This window comes from Streptomyces sp. NPDC015139, assembly GCF_043079785.1.
Classification (GTDB): Bacteria; Actinomycetota; Actinomycetes; order Streptomycetales; family Streptomycetaceae; genus Streptomyces; species Streptomyces albidocamelliae.
On sequence record NZ_JBIBUW010000013.1, the window covers coordinates 40,135 to 54,355 of the forward strand.

The 14,221-nt window shown below is 71.8% G+C and carries 8 protein-coding genes; 3 read left to right on the forward strand and 5 right to left on the reverse strand.

Annotation, left to right across the window (positions count from 1 at the left end):
- Positions 1 to 410: 410 nt before the first annotated feature.
- The 3 genes from ACF08B_RS30040 (at position 411) to ACF08B_RS30050 (ending at position 3,355) form a co-directional block, all read left to right on the forward strand.
- Positions 411 to 1,847: an FG-GAP repeat protein gene (locus ACF08B_RS30040; RefSeq protein WP_392320284.1), complete on the forward strand. Its 1,437-nt coding sequence runs from the start codon at positions 411 to 413 to the stop codon at positions 1,845 to 1,847.
- A gap of 320 nt (positions 1,848 to 2,167) precedes the next feature.
- Positions 2,168 to 2,566, forward strand: coding sequence for a gas vesicle structural protein GvpA (locus ACF08B_RS30045; protein ID WP_392320285.1), 399 nt, complete (start codon positions 2,168 to 2,170; stop codon positions 2,564 to 2,566).
- Positions 2,567 to 2,569: 3 nt separating this feature from the next.
- Positions 2,570 to 3,355: a GvpL/GvpF family gas vesicle protein gene (locus tag ACF08B_RS30050; protein WP_392320286.1), complete on the forward strand. Its 786-nt coding sequence runs from the start codon at positions 2,570 to 2,572 to the stop codon at positions 3,353 to 3,355.
- 173 nt (positions 3,356 to 3,528) lie between these two features.
- On the opposite strand, the gene ACF08B_RS30055 is transcribed toward ACF08B_RS30050, so the two are convergent.
- From ACF08B_RS30055 to ACF08B_RS30075, 5 genes are read right to left on the reverse strand one after another with little or no spacing between them, the layout of a single operon-like run.
- Complete coding sequence (locus ACF08B_RS30055; protein WP_392320287.1) at positions 3,529 to 4,740, reverse strand: acetyl-CoA carboxylase biotin carboxylase subunit family protein; 1,212 nt, start codon at positions 4,738 to 4,740, stop codon at positions 3,529 to 3,531.
- Complete coding sequence (locus tag ACF08B_RS30060) at positions 4,737 to 7,532, reverse strand: amino acid adenylation domain-containing protein (protein WP_392320288.1); 2,796 nt, start codon at positions 7,530 to 7,532, stop codon at positions 4,737 to 4,739. The genes ACF08B_RS30055 and ACF08B_RS30060 overlap by 4 nt, the downstream gene beginning before the upstream one ends.
- 16 nt (positions 7,533 to 7,548) lie before the next feature.
- Positions 7,549 to 8,400 carry an SDR family oxidoreductase gene (locus ACF08B_RS30065; protein WP_093480347.1) on the reverse strand — a complete coding sequence of 284 codons (852 nt, stop codon included), beginning with the start codon at positions 8,398 to 8,400 and terminating at the stop codon, positions 7,549 to 7,551.
- The gene (locus ACF08B_RS30070; RefSeq protein ID WP_392320289.1) at positions 8,397 to 9,110 is read right to left on the reverse strand and encodes a thioesterase II family protein; all 714 of its coding nucleotides are present in this window, start codon (positions 9,108 to 9,110) and stop codon (positions 8,397 to 8,399) included. The genes ACF08B_RS30065 and ACF08B_RS30070 overlap by 4 nt, the downstream gene beginning before the upstream one ends.
- A gap of 1 nt (position 9,111) precedes the next feature.
- Positions 9,112 to 14,127: an amino acid adenylation domain-containing protein gene (locus ACF08B_RS30075; protein ID WP_392320290.1), complete on the reverse strand. Its 5,016-nt coding sequence runs from the start codon at positions 14,125 to 14,127 to the stop codon at positions 9,112 to 9,114.
- Between the last annotated feature and the right edge of the window lie 94 nt (positions 14,128 to 14,221).

The window sequence follows — 14,221 nt, forward strand, 5'->3', positions numbered from 1 at the left end:
CAGCAGGCGCTTCGGCATTGCACTTCTCGTCAAGGTTGCCCCAAGGAGTATGTCGATCTTGGCCGATCGGGCAGGCTCGTGCGCTGCCCGAACCAAGTCGCACGTAGCGTGGATACAGTGAGGCGATCGAGCCTCACTAGAGGAGCGCAGCAGCCTCGACGATCATCACAGTGACCTCACAGGTTCCGTTCGACGCTCCGGCCTGTCGCGGTGTCAGATGGGGCAAGCGCCGGTCCAGGCCGCGAGGAGCGACCAGGGCGTGTTTGAGCTCGCGGCAGTCGTGCCCGATCGACGCCGGTCACCATCCTGCGGACGTACGACCACCTTCACGCAACCCTTCGTACACCTCGGGAGTCACAACTGCGCGAACCTTCGCCCTCATTGCCCCCTTCGACCACAGGAGTTCCCCCGTGCGTGCACGCACCCTGGCCGCCACTGCCGCCGCAGCGGCCCTCACCGCTGCCGGTCTGACCCTGCCGCTCGCCGGGAGCGCCGCGGCCGCGACGACTGCGCGGTTCGACTTCAACGGCGACGGATACACGGACATCGCCGTCGGCATGCCCGACGCCACGGTGGACGGCAAGGCCAAGGCCGGCTACGTCAGCGTGATCTATGGCGGCCCGCAGAGCCCGAGCCAGTCCACCGGTGTCATCAGCCAGGCTGAGGCCGGCATACCCGGCACGCCGGAGGCGGGCGACCGCTTCGGGTCCTCCGTGGCACCCGTCGACGTGGACGGCGACGGCGTCTTCGAACTCGCCGTCGGGGCGAGCGGCGAGTCACTCACCTCCGACCAGGGCAAGGACGAGGGCACCATCACCGTCCTGGACGGCTCGGGGTGGAACGTCAAGGGCACCGTCGTGGCCAGGGGCGCGGGCGCGTTCAGCAGCATCGGCCGCACCATCGCCACGGGCGACTACGACGGCGATGGCGACACCGACCTGGCGTACGGCGAGAACGGCGAGGAGAGCGGTTCGCTCCGGTTCCGCCCGGGCCCGCTCACCGCGGACCGCGTGACCGCCACCACCCTGCGCCGCTACAGCATGGGCGGCGCCACTCGCGACCTGGTCACCGGCGACTTCGACGGCGACGGCCGGGACGACCTCGCCGCCACCTGGCAGGGCATGGAGGACTCCGGCACCTTCATCACGCGGTGGGACCACCAGGCCAAGCCGGCTCAGTGGTTCGCCGACGCCGACCGGGGAAGCTCGCTCGCCGCCGCCGACTTCGACCGGGACGGCACGGACGACCTCGCGGTCGGCCTCGTACAGCCCAACCCCGAGTCGGACACCACGCATTGCGAGGACCGACTCGGTGGTGCGGTGCTCCTGCTCAAAGGCTCGAAGACCGCGGGCTTCGGCACCGGGAGCGCATGCATCACGCAGTCGAACCCCGAGGTCGGCGGCGCCGCCGAGGAGGGCGACGACTTCGGCGCCGCGCTGGCCGCGGGCGACCTGAACGGCGACGGCCGTCCGGAACTGGTGGTCGGCGTGCCCGGCGAGGACGTGGGCACCGTCAAGGACGCGGGCGGGTACGTCACCCTGAACGGCACGGAGCACGGCCTCTACGGCGGTCTGGCCCGCAGCCAGAGCACCCCGAACATGCCCGGCACGGCCGAGGCCGGCGACCGCTTCGGCGCCCAGGTGGCCGTCGGCGATTACAACCGCGACGGTCTGTGGGACACCGCGGTGAGCGCGCCCGGGGAGAACGCCGGTGAGCCCAGGTCGGGTGGCGTCTGGTTCGTGCCGAGCAGCACCGACGAGACGTACCCGCTGGGCAAGTCGCTGACCCCGTTCGGCTTCGCGCTGCCCCACGGGGCCATCAAGTACGGCGAGGTGCTGGGGCTTTAGACGCCGTTTCGAGCGTGCCGCCAGGGCCGGCTCAAGGTGCTGCATGCCGTCTCCCCCCTGACCCGAGCGGGCAGATCTGGCGCGGGAAGGATGGGTCACGCTCTGTGATCGATCGCCGGAAGGACCGTGGCCCGAGGCGGCCCGGCACGCGTTGTGCCTGACCGTCTTCGGCCATCTCGGACCGGCGTTTGATCAAAGGCGGTGGGGCTACTCGCCTGCGTAAGCGTCGTCACAGCGAGGGACAGCGAGATCGACGCGCTGCTGCCGACGGTGTCCGTCGGCGGGACCCCGCAGAGGCAGATGACAAGGGGTTGGTCGCGATGACCATGGTGACGCAGCAGGGCGGCGGGGGCGGCTCCAGCGGCCTCTACGACGTGCTGGAGCTCGTTCTCGACCGTGGCCTGGTGATCGACGCGTTCGTCCGGGTGTCTCTCGTCGGCATCGAGATACTCAAGATCGACGTCAGGGTCGTGGTCGCCAGTGTCGACACCTACCTCCGCTTCGCCGAGGCGTGCAACCGCCTCGACCTCGAAGCGGGGCCCCGCAAACCGGCCGGCCTCACCGAGCTCACCGGAAAACTCACCGAGTCCGGCGCCAGCGGCAAGACCAAGGGAGCACTCTCCGGCGCCGCCGAGACGATCTCCGGTGCCTTCAATCAGGCACGTGACGAGGGCCGGGAGCGCCAGGGCGAGCGGGCCGCGCGCAGGAGAGGGGAATGAGACGTGGGCACCTATGTCTACGGGATCGCCCGCGCTTCCCACTCCCCCTTCCGCCAAGATCTTGAAGGCGTCGGGGAGCCCGCGCGGCCGGTACGCGTCATGCGTCAGGGCGAGCTCGCCGCGATCGTCAGTGACGCCCCCGAGGAGCTGCGGCCCAAGCGCCGGGATCTGCTCGCCCACCTACGTGTGCTGGACGAAGCCGCAGCGCAGGGCACGGTACTGCCGATGCGGTTCGGCAGCGTCTCCGTGGACGACGACACGGTGACCGCGGTCCTCGCCGAACGGGCGGAACACTTCCTCGAGCGACTGCGGGCGCTGGACGGCACGGCGGAGTACAACGTCAAGGCCAACCATGACGAGGAAGCCGTCCTCCGCATGATCATGGCTCAGCGGGAGGTCATCCGGTCCCTGGCGGACGCGAACCGGAAGGCCGGCGGTGGCACGCAGGAGCAGAGGATGCGGCTCGGGCAGATGATCGCCGCTGCCGTGCAAGAACGCGAAGTGACCGACGCCGAGCTGCTGCACCAGGCACTCGCACCACTGGCCGGGCACGTCAGCGCCGGAGCGCAGAGCACCGGCTGGCTGGCCAATCTCTCCTTCCTGGTGGACCGCCGGTCAGCGGAACGGTTCGTGGCCGGTATCGAGGAATTCCGCCAACGGCATCCGCACCTAGACCTGCGGGTCAACGGCCCGCTGCCGCCGTACAGCTTCGTCGACAGCCCCACCTCCGAGCAGACCGAAGGCGGCACCGCCCAGGCATTCTGGACCACTGCCCAGCCGAACGGATGATGCCGGGCAGGGGCTCCGCGACACATACGTGGCGAGTCCGATGCGATCCTCGGCCCTGTCACGGACTCCCTCGGTGAACCCCCGACGGCCAGCGGCCCCGGGGCCGGGCCCTGTGCCCGGACCCGTCGCCGACCAGCCGGTTCAGATCACCTCGCTGCTCCCCGCTCCGGACCTCACAACGTCCGCAGCACCTCCAGGGCGACGGCTTCGGCCGCCTTGTCGAGATCGGCACGGCACTGCTGTGCGCTCTCCCCTGCCACGGTGATCAGCGCGTAGCGGCCGGACACATGCCCGTTCGGGGGCAGTCTGAGCTCCTGGCCCGGCAGAGCGATCGCCTCCGCCGAGTCCACCGAGCCGGGCAGCGCGCCCGGCTCGACCCGCACTTCGCGCGCGATGCAGTCCGCCTCCGGGTACAGGAACCGCACGGCAGCGACCCGGCGGTCTCGCGCCGTCAGCTCCGGTGGCCGCCCGCAGGCCACCTGGGCGGCGGTCCGTGCGGCGTCGACGCCGAGTGCGAGCCGGCCGATGTCGGGGATGCGGTCGCCGCCGATGCGGGCGTTGATCTCGACGATCCTGGGGCCGCGCGAGGTGAGTCGCAGCTCGGTGTGGGTCCAGCCGGTGGTGAAGCCCACGGCGGTGTGCGCCGCCTGGACCACCTCCAGCAGGCGGGGGTCCGACAACAACGGGTCCCAGCCGTCGACCAGGTGGCCGGTCTCCTCGAAGTAGGGCGCGAATCCGCATTCCTTGCGGGCGACGAACGCCGGTGTCATACGGCCCTCTTGCCAGGCCGCGTCCACGCTGATCTCGGGTCCGTCCAGGTATTCCTCCACCAGGACGTCTCCGGGGGTCACCTCCACCGCCCCGGGGGCGGTGGCCGCTCGTGCGAGGCGGAAGGAGCGGGCCAGCGCGTCGGCCGACCCGACCTTCACCACGCCGGTACTGGCGTTCAGCGCACGGGGTTTGAGCACCAGCGGATAGCCGACCCGGGCCGCGGCGGCGCGCGCCTGCGGCAGCGACGTCACCAGGATCGACTCGGCCTGCGGCACCCCGGCACGGTCCAGGGCCTCGCGGGTGGCCCGTTTGTCGCGGCAGCGCAGGGCCGCCTCGGGCGGGGTGCCCGGCAGGCCGAGGGCGGCGGCCAGCCGGGCTGTCTGCACGACCCGGGTGTCGTCCCAGGTCAACACACCTTCGCAGGGAAGCGCGCGGGCCGCTTCCCGCATCGCCGCGGCGTCCGTGGTGTCCACCACCGTGTGCCCGCTCAGGTACGGCGTCTCCCAGGTCGGCTCCCGGTCGGCGAGCAGATGGATGTCGTACTCCTCGGCCACGGAGCGCAGCAGGTAGGCGCGGTAGGCCTGGGATCCGGCGCCGATCAGCAGCAGGGTCATGTGCGGGCTCCCGCCCCTTCGAGGACCGCGGTGAGGGCGCTCACGGTGCGGTGCAGATACAGCTGGGGCAACGGGAACGTGGGCAGGCCCTGTTCCCGCATCGCCGCCAACAGCCGTACTCCGAGCAGGGAGTTGCCGCCGAGGGTGAAGAAGTCGTCGTCGGGCCCGACGCGGAAACCGAAGAGCTTCTCCCACACCGCGCGCAGCCGTGAGGCGAGGTCGTCGCCCGCTGTCTCGGGCACGGCGGTGTCCTGGTCCGCGAGCGGCAGGGGCAGCCGGGCGGTGTCGACCTTGCCGTTGGGAGTCAGCGGCAGTGCCGACAGCGCGGTGAGGGTGGACGGCACCATGTGGTCCGGCAGGAAGCGGGCCGCGTGCCGCCGTACGTCCTGGAGGTCGCCGGTGAGGGCGCCGTCGGCGCGGAAGACGACGTAGCCGTCCAGCCGGGCCCCCGCCGTGTCGCCGTCGGTGCCCTCGCGCAGCACGACGGCCGCCGCGTCGACCGCCGGCGCGTCCAGCAACCGGCTGCGGATCTCGTCCAGTTCTATGCGGAAGCCGCGCAGCTTCACCTGGTTGTCGAGTCGGCCGAGGTGTTCCAGCCGGCCGTCGGGCAGCAGCCGCCCGCGGTCGCCGCTGCGGTACATGAGTCCGGGCGCGTGCGGGTCGGGCAGGAACCGCTGCTCGGTCAGTTCGGGGCGGTTGAGGTACCGGCCTGCCACGCCGCGGCCGCCGACGTAGATCTCGCCGGGTACGCCGGGCGGCAGTTCGCGGCCCTCGGGATCGAGGACGTAGACGTGCCAGCCGGGCAGGGGGCGGCCCACGGAACGGGAGCCGGTGATCGCCTCGTGTCGGGTGACGGTCTGTGCGGTGACGTGCACGGTGGTCTCGGTGATGCCGAACATGTTGACGAGCCGGCACTCCTCCTCGGGATGACGGTCCTGCCAGAACCTGAGGGGGCGGGTGTCCAGGGGTTCGCCGCCGAAGACGACCAGGCGCACGGAGCCGGAGATCTGCTCGTCCCGGTCCACCTGCATCAGCTGTGCGAAGGCACTGGGGGTCTGGCTGAGCACGGTGACCCGCTCGGCGGCGAGCAGCGCGGCGAACTGCGCCGGGTCCCGGGACGCCCAGTACGGTACGACGACCAGCCGGCCGCCGGTCATCAGACAGCCCCAGATCTCCCACACGGAGAAGTCGAACGCGCTGGAGTGGAAGAGCGTCCACACGTCGTCGGTGCCGAGCCCGAAGTCGTCCTTGGTGGCGGCGAGCAGTGCGGCGACGTTGCGGTGCGGTACGACGACGCCCTTGGGGCGGCCGGTGGATCCCGAGGTGTAGATGACGTAGGCGGGCGCGTCGACCGGCGGCTCCGCGGCTTCGTCCGGTTCCGCGTCGGCGGCGAGGGCGGCGGGCGGTACGAGCCGTACGTCGTCGGTGCGGGGGAACGCCTCGGATTCGGTGACCACCAGGCGCAGTGCTGCGTCCTCGGTGGTGAAGGCGAGCCGTTCGCCCGGATAGGCCGGGTCCATCGGGACGTAGGCGGCACCCGCCTTGAGTACGGCGAGCAGCACCACGACGAGGTCGAGGGAGCGGTCGAGGCAGACGCCGACCCGGTCGCCGGGGCGCACGCCCAGCCGCCGCAGTCCGGCGGCGCCTCTGGCCGCCTCCTGGTCGAGCTGCCGGTAGGTCAGGGTGCGGTCCTCGAAGGTGACGGCGGGCTCGTCGGGGGTGCGCCGTGCCCAGCCGCTCACGGTCTGCTCGATCCGCTCGACTCGCTCGTCGGGCACCTGAGCCGGGGGCTGAAGGCCGCCGAGCCGGGCCAGGGCGTGCCGCTGCGGCGTGTCGAGCAGGTCGAGGCTCGCGAGAGGGGTGTCGGGGCCGGCCGCGACGAGGGACCGGTGGGCGGTGGCGAGCATGCCGGTGAGCCAGCGCACCGTCTCGGCGCCGAAGGCGGAGCGGCGGTAGTGGCAGGTTCCGGCGAGGACCGTGGAACCGTCGTCGGCGAGGTGCAGTGACAGGTGGTGCGGGGGTGCGAGGAAGGGCCGGACGACGGTGGTCTCGGCCTTGACGCCCTCACCGGTGAGCGGATCGGGGGCGTCGGTGGTGAACAGACCGATGGCGGGGGCGGGTCCGGCTGCCGGGACGGCCCGCCTTACACGTTCGAGGTACTGGTCGACCGTGGGTTCCCCTGCGGTGCTGAGGGTGAGGGCGTGCTCCGGGTCCACGCCGAGCACCACCTCGTCGCGTCCGGTGCAGCGTGCCAGCACCAGGCCGAGTGCGGCCCGCAGGGTGAGCTGGGCGGCCAGGGCGCCGTCGGCGGGCACCGTGAAGGCGTGCTCGCCGGTGGCCGGGTCGCCGGCCGTGCCTAGTCCCCACTCGGGGGGCGCCGTCCGGTCGAGGGCGTTCAGTGCCGCCCGCAGCCGCTCGCCGTGCTCCGCCGCGTCCGTGTCGTCCGTGTCGTCCGGCGCGGCGGCTTCGCCGAGCACCGCCCGGGCCAGGTCGTACGGGTCCGCCAGGACCGCACGGTGGGCGACCACGACCAGGTCGGCCACCTGGTCCGTGTACCGCAGCAGGACCACGCGCAGACCGGGTCCGGTGTGCGGGTCGGCGGAGCGGGACAGTTCGCGTTCCCGGTGCAGGGCGGCGACCTCGCTGTCCGCGCCGCCCGGTACGTCCTCCACCCACAGCCGGGCACCGCTCACGGCGTGTGCCAGTGCGCGGCCGAGCCGGCGCGGGTCGGCCCCGGTGTGCACGCGCAGTGCCATCGACCGGCACAGCCGGTCCGTGTCGGTGTTGGTCATCGTGTTCCCTCCCCCGTCATCGGCTGGTGAATCCGCCGTCGACCGTCACGGTCGTACCCGTCACCTGGCGTGCGTCGTCGGAGCCGAGCCATACGGCCGCCCCCGCCACGTCCTCCGGCTCGATCAGCCGGTTCATGGGCTGAGCCGCCACGAAGGTCTCCTCGTGTTCCTCGACCGGCACCTCCAGGGACCGGGCGATCTCCGTGAGCATGCGGCCCTCGGCCGCGTCGTCGTCGCGCACCGAACCCGGGCACAGGGCGTTGACCCGCACCCCGTACGGCGCGAGGTCCAGGGCGGCCGCCTTGGTCAGACCGACGAGGGCGTGCTTGGCCGTGACGTAGCCGGCGAAGTGGCGGTAGCCGACCAGGCCGGCGGTGGAGGCGACGTTGATGACGCTGCCGGAGCGGCGACCGGTCATGGCGGCGCCCACGGACCGGATCATGCGCCAGGCGCCCGAGACGTCGATGTCGAGCATCAGGCCCCACTCGTCGGGCGCGATGTCGTGCACCGTCTTGCCCGAGGGGGCGGCGATACCCGCGTTGTTCAGCAGGACGTCGATCCGGCCGAACCGGTCCAGCGCGGTGTCGGCCACCGTGCGCACGGCGTCCAGGTCCCGGACGTCCGCCTCCGCGGTGATCACCGTGATCCCGGGGCCCTGCTCACGGCAGAGCCGTGCGGTGTGGGCGAGCTGCCCGGGGGTGCCCAGGGGGTAGGGCACTCCGTCCAGGTCGTGGCCGATGTCGGTGAGCAGCAGGTCGGCCCCGGCCCGGGCGTACGCCAGCGCGCACGCCCGGCCGATGCCCCGGGCCGCGCCCGTGACGATCGCGGCCTTGCCGGCGAGGGCGCCGGTGGTGAGCACCGGGCTCATCGGAGCACCCCCGGCGCGGCGAGTTCGGCGTCCAGGAGCCGGACCAGGCCGACGGGAGAGTCCACCAGGTACATGTGTCCGCCGGGCAGTTCGACCTGGCGGCAGCCGGCCGTGGTGGACGCCTCCCACTCGGCTGCCTGCTCCCTGGAGACCAGTTCGTCGGTCTCCCCGCGCACCGAGACCACCGGGACCGTCAGCGGCTTCTGGGAGGGCGCCAGGTAGTTCTCGTGCATCTCGACGTCGGCGCGCAACGGCGGCAGCAGCAGTTCCCGCAGGTCCGGGTGTTCGAGAGCGGGATGGGAGTAGCCGGCGAAGTCCCTGACCTGCCGCAGGAATTCGTCGTCGCTCAGGCCGGTGGCCCGGGTCTCGCGCCGGGTCCAGGGGCCGGGAGAACCGGAGACGAACAGCTTGACCACCTCGGGCCGGCCGAGCGCGGTGATGCGGTGTGCCATCTCGTAGGCGAGGACCGCGCCGAGACTGTGTCCGAAAAGGGCCACGGCCGGGCTGCCCGCGACCTGGTCCAGCACGACCGGCAGCAGGTCGTCCACCGCCGCGACCACGTCGGTGTACGGCTCCTCGCCGAACCGCTCCTCGCGGCCGGGCAGTTGGACGGGGGTGAGGAGGACGGTGTCGCTGCCGTACTCCTGGCAGCGGCGGAACGCCGAGGCGCCGGCGCCCGCGAAGGGGAAGCACAGGACGGGAATCCGCATGTCAGTTCTCCAGTTCGGCCGCGGACGCCCAGGCCCGTCGGATGAGTTCGCCGGTCTCGGCGGGGTTGCCCCGCACGAAGTAGTGGCCGCCCGAGGACAGCCGCTGGAAGTCGACGTGGTCGGCCACGCGTTCCCAGCAGCGGAACGTGTCGGCGGCGTGGGTCAGCCCCTTGTCGTCGTCGGCGACGACGATCGTGACCGGCGCCTGGATCCGCCAGTCGGGCCCGCCGTCGGTCAGGCCGATGAAGTAGCGGTAGCCGCCGCACACGTCGTGCCGGAACAGACTCCCGGTGAACGAGGTGTACCGGGTGTCGAGTCCGTCCAGCTCGCTGTAGCCGGTCTCGTCGACCATGTAACGGATGATCTCGTCGTCGGTCCAGCTCTCGATCATCTCGATGGACTCCCGCATCTCCGACGCGGGCGGCAGCAGCTTGGAGCCGAGGAAGACGTGCCGCAGGTCGAATCCGCGTTCCTCCAGCACCCGGGCCAGCTCGACGGTGACGGCGGCGCCGCCGCAGTGGCCCCACAGGATCAGGGGCAGGTCGGCCGACTCCTCGATCCGCGCCACCGTCCGCTCGACCGTCTCGGTGACGTCGGTGAAGTCTCCCGGGCGGCTCGGGTTGTGCCCGGGCGGTTCGAGTCCGTACACCACCAGTTCGTCGGTGAGTTCGCCGATGGCGTCGGCGAGCGGTTTGAAGTTGACCGGGTGGCCGCAGGGGTAGGGCACGCAGACGACCGCGGCCCGGGCTCCGTCGGCGGTGGACGACAGCAGGTGCAGCAGTTCCTCCTCGTCGTCCTGTTCGCGGGTGTCGACGAGGGCGGCGAGGCCGGTCAGGCGGGGCACGCGGGTCAGGTCGGAGAGCGTGACCAGCCCGTCGAGCTCCAGGACCACGCGGAGCGCGGAGAGCGAGTTGCCGCCCAGGGCGAAGAAGTCGGCGTCGGCGCCGATCTCCTGCTCCGGCAGGCCGAGGACGCCGGCCCAGGCCGTACGGATGCGGGCGAGGGTGGCCGCGGAGGCCGTGCCGTCGGCCGGACCGCTCGTGCCCGACTCGGCGCGTGGCTCGGCGGGGGCGAGGCCCAGCAGTGCCGCGTCCTCGTCGGCGAGCAGCCGGCGCGCCTCGTGCGGGGCGTCCGGCTCACTCGTCATCGACTCCAGTACGCGGACGAAGTAGCCGCCGATCCGGTCGATCTGGCCCTCGTCGTAGAGATGGGTGTGGTAATGCAAGCAGAGTTCGACCTCGTCGGTGAAGAAGTTGCGGGAGAACTCCGTCCGGAAGGGGAACTCCGTCTCCGAGTCCACGCGCATGCCCAGCAGGGAGAACTCGGGCAGTCGCCTGAGGTTCTTCAGCAGATAGAAGTGCGTGAAGTTGAAGGTGGTCTCGAACAGGGTGCGCTGGGTGGCGAGGTCCTGCTTCATCCTGGCCATGGGGTAGCGGCGGTGGGGCAGCAGGTCCAGCTCGGCCTGGTAGACGCGGCGGACGAGGTCCGCCCAGGTGCCGCTCGCCACGTCCACCTGGAAGGGGACGGTGTTCAGGTGCAGGCCGAGCGTGGTCTCCGCGCCGGGCAGCTCGGGCCGGCCGCTGTGCTCGTAACCGGTCATCACCGTGTCCTGGCCCGTGACCAGGCCGAGGACCTTCATGTGGGCGGCGAGCAGTACGTCCTTGAACGGCACGGACAGGGCGTCGGCGATGGCCTCGACGCGCCGCGCGAGGCCCGCGGGCAGCGGGACGTCGCGCAGGACGACGGTGAAGTCGTCGGTGTGCTCGCAGCCGGGCCGCGGCGGCACGCTCGCGGGACGCGGGTCCGCCAGCACCGAGCGCCAGAAGTCCTTCGACTCCGGAGAGCGCAGGGCTTGTTGCTCCAGGCCGACGAAGTTGCGCAGGTGGTTGTCGACCGGGGGGCGGGAGGTGTCGCGGCCCTCACGGATCTGGTGGTACAGCTCGAACAGCTGGGTGTGCAGCAGGGAGATGGACCAGCCGTCCAGTGCCGAGTTGTGCTGGCTGACCGTGTAGCGGTAGTGGTCGTCGCCGAGCACCTGCACATGGAGGGTGACCAGGCCGCCCGCCTCCCACACGAACGCGCGGGACTTCTCGCGGGCCAGCCACGCCTCGTGCCAGGCCTCCTGTCCGGCCTCGTCGAGGTGGCGCAGGTCGTCGACGGTCAGGGGCGGCGGCACGTCGCGGTGGACGATCTGGAGGAACTCGCTGTAGCCGGTGAGGTGGTAGGTGGTGCGCAGGATCGGGTGCCGGCCGGTCAGTTGCCGGACGGCCTCGGTGAACGCCTCGGTGTCGAAGGCGCCGGTGATCGAGTAGCTCAGCACGTCGTGGTACTGGCCGAGGCCGCCGGTGATCTCGGTCTGGAAGATCAGGCCCGCCTGGAGCATGGACAGCGGGTAGGCGTCCTCCGCGTCCTCTGGCAGCAGGGCCCGATCGGCCTCGGAGATCAGCTCGAACGGCTGGAAGGCGCCGCGTGCCGCCACGTCCGCGACCACGTCACCGGCCGTGGCGTCACCGTCGATGGACTCGACGAGTTGGGCGATGGTCTGGTGCCGGAACAGTTGCTGGAAGGTGAAGTCGAGGCCCTTCGCACGGGACTTGGCGAGCACGGACACGAAATGGATCGAGTTGCCGCCCAGGGCGAAGAAGTTGTCGTGCACGCCGACCCGTGCGACACCGAGGACGTCCCGCCAGATGCCGGCGAGGGTCTCCTCCCGGTCGTCCCGCGGCGCCACATGGGCGGGTGCTTTCCTGCTCAGGGCTTCGGGAGTGCGCAGGTACGCCCGGTCCAGTTTGCCGTTGGGCGTGAGCGGGAGCTGCTCCAGCTCCAGGACGCGGCCGGGGATCATGTACTCCGGCAGCTCCTGGCGGATGTGCTCCTTCAGCGCCGCCTCGCTCGCCTCGCCGTCCAGGACGACGAAGCCGCGCAGCGAGGTCTGCCAGCCGTCGTCGACGGCGACCACCGCCGCGTCGCGCACCTGGTCGTGGGCGCGCAGTCGCTCCTCGATCTCGCCCGGCTCGACGCGGAAGCCGCGCACCTTCACCTGGAGGTCGACGCGGCCCAGGTAGTCGAGCGTGCCGTCGGGCAGCAGGCGGGCCCGGTCCCCGGTGCGGTACAGCCGCTCCTCGCCGGTGGCGGCGTGTACGGCCGCGCCGGTGACGAACTTCTCCGCGGTCAGCTCGGGCCGCCCGAGGTAGCCGCGGGCCACGCCGACGCCCCCGATGTGCAGTTCGCCGGGAACACCCACCGCGCTCCGGCGGCCTTCGGCGTCGAGTACGTACAGCCGGATGTTGTCGATGGGCCGGCCGATGGGCAGCCGGGCGAGGTGGCCGAGGCCGGCCACCGGCTGATGGGTGACGTCCACCGTCGCCTCGGTGGGTCCGTAGAGGTTGACGAGCCGGGCGCCGGGGACGAGTTCGGCGAACTTCTCGCTCTGGGTGGGGTTCAGTGCCTCACCGCTGGTGAAGACCTGGCGCAGCGTGCCGAGTTCGGTGCCGTCGCCGAACCGGGCGAGATGTCCGAGGAACATGGTGAGCATCGAGGGCACGAAGTGCACGGTGGTGACGCGGTGCTTCTCGATCGCGGCGAGCAGCGCGGCGGGGTCCTTCTCGGCACCGGGGGCGGGCAGCGCGAGGGCGGCCCCGGTGAAGGACCACCAGAACAGCTCCCAGACGGAGACGTCGAAGGAGACGGAGGTCTTCTGCAGCAGGACGTCACCGGGGCCCACCGGGTAGGCGCGCTGCATCCAGGTCAACCGGTTGACGGCACTGCGGTGTTCCACCAGGACACCCTTGGGGCGCCCGGTCGAACCGGAGGTGTAGATGACGTAGGCGACGTCCCCGGCCGCGGCGGACGGTTCGACGGGGCCGGCGTCTTCCGCGTAGGACGCCTCGTCGTCCAGGTCGATCCCGGGCGTGGCGCCGGCGGCACCGGCGAAGCGGGCCTGGTGCAGGACGAGGCGGGCGGAGCTGTCGTCGAGCAGGTAGTCGATGCGCGAGCGGGGGTAGGCGGGGTCGACCGGCAGATAGGCCGCGCCCGCTTTCAGAACGGCGAGGATGCCCGCGATCAGCTCCGGGGCACGGTCGGCGATCAGGGCGACGATCGCACCCGGGCCGATCCCGCGCTCGCGCAGGGTGCACGCCAACCGGTCGGAGCGGGCGTCGAGTTCGGCGAAGCTGACGGTGGTGTCGTCCGTCAGGAGGGCCGGTGCGTCGGGGGTGCGGGCCGCCTGGGCGGTGAACAGGCCGTGCAGGGTGGCGTCCTCGTCGAAGGGCTGCCGGGTGTCGTTGCTCGCCGCGAGGACGGCGTCGTCCTCGGCGGTGCGCAGGTCGATCCGGTGCACCGGCAGGTCCGGCTCGGCCGTGGCGCGCTCCAGCAGCAACGCGTACTGGGCGGCGGCGTACCGCATGGAGTCCTCGGCGAAGCGGTGACGGTCGTAGTGGAGACTCACCACCAGTTCGTCGTCCTCACGGGCGACGACGAAGCGGGTGCCGCCCGGGGTGCGCGGGCCAGGGTCGTGGAAGTCCGTCAGTTCCAGCGCGGTCTCGAAGACGTCGGAGCGGCCCAGCTGGGCGGCGAGGTCGGCCAGCGGGAAGTCCTGGTGCTGTTCGGCCTCGCGTACGGCGGCCGAGACCCGGGAGAGCAGTTCGCGCAGGGTGCCGTCGGGCCGGGCGCGCACCAGCAGCGGACCGCCCGCGAACTCGGGCGCGGCCCCGCGCGTCGGCTGGGCGACGGTCACCTCGTCCTGGCCCGTGTGGCGGCCCAGCAGGGCGACCAGCGCGGAGGCCAGGACGATGTGGAGCATGTCGGGCTTGCCGCGACTGATCCGGTCGAGCCGTTCGGTGAGGGCCGTACCGAGGCGGCGGACGTGGGTGCCGGTCTCCGGTTCGCGTCGGCCCTCGCGCGGCCGGAAGTCGGCGAGGAAGCCGGCGGGCTGCGCGAGCGCGGCCAGCTGGGATCGCCAGTGACCGTCCCGCGCGTGCGGTGCAAAGAGTGCTGCCTCGTGGTCGAGCGATTGCATGCGATGTCTCCTGCGCTGAAGCGACGTGGGGTCAGACATGTGCGCGGAGTGGCCGAGCGGCCACGGTGCGTCACCCTCGAATGGTGGGGGCGAC

Bases quoted from the DNA above. Each gene is read 5' to 3' on its own strand.
- ACF08B_RS30060 (WP_392320288.1), bottom strand. From the start codon at position 7,532: ATGACCAACACCGACACGGACCGGCTGTGCCGGTCGATGGCACTGCGC.
- ACF08B_RS30045 (WP_392320285.1), top strand. From the start codon at position 2,168: ATGACCATGGTGACGCAGCAGGGCGGCGGGGGCGGCTCCAGCGGCCTC.
- ACF08B_RS30055 (WP_392320287.1), bottom strand. From the start codon at position 4,740: ATGACCCTGCTGCTGATCGGCGCCGGATCCCAGGCCTACCGCGCCTAC.
- ACF08B_RS30065 (WP_093480347.1), bottom strand. From the start codon at position 8,400: ATGAGCCCGGTGCTCACCACCGGCGCCCTCGCCGGCAAGGCCGCGATC.
- ACF08B_RS30075 (WP_392320290.1), bottom strand. From the start codon at position 14,127: ATGCAATCGCTCGACCACGAGGCAGCACTCTTTGCACCGCACGCGCGG.
- ACF08B_RS30070 (WP_392320289.1), bottom strand. From the start codon at position 9,110: ATGCGGATTCCCGTCCTGTGCTTCCCCTTCGCGGGCGCCGGCGCCTCG.